Origin of the sequence: Psychrobacter sp. TB20-MNA-CIBAN-0197 (assembly GCF_040309765.1) — a bacterium.
Classification (GTDB): domain Bacteria; phylum Pseudomonadota; class Gammaproteobacteria; order Pseudomonadales; family Moraxellaceae; genus Psychrobacter; species Psychrobacter submarinus.
Map to the genome: position 1 here is coordinate 1 of NZ_JBEOPC010000215.1, position 354 is coordinate 354.

The window sequence follows — 354 nt, forward strand, 5'->3', positions numbered from 1 at the left end:
TCGCTGGTGGCGCCGGTGAAGGCGCCGCGCACGTGGCCGAACAGGTCGCTTTCCACCAGCGTGTCGGGGAGGGCGGCGCAGTTGAGGCTGATGATCGGTTTGTCGGCGCGCGCGGAGGCGGCGTGGATCGCTTGGGCTACCAGCTCTTTGCCGACCCCGGTTTCGCCGGTGATCAGAACAGTCAGATCACTGCCACCGACCAGATTGATTTCTTCCACCAAGCGTTTGTGCGCTTTGCTCTGGCCGATCATTTCGCGGTGCTGCTGACCGCTGGCCTGACGGTAGACCTCGGCGCGCTGATGCTCGTCTTCGGCGCGGGTGGCCAGACGTTCGATGCGTTCGGCCGCATTGACC

At 65.0% G+C, this 354-nt stretch carries 1 protein-coding gene; it reads right to left on the reverse strand.

The features are described from left to right. A partial coding sequence (locus AAEY83_RS13380) for a sigma 54-interacting transcriptional regulator (protein WP_351059523.1) occupies positions 1 to 354 on the reverse strand: 354 nt, incomplete at both ends.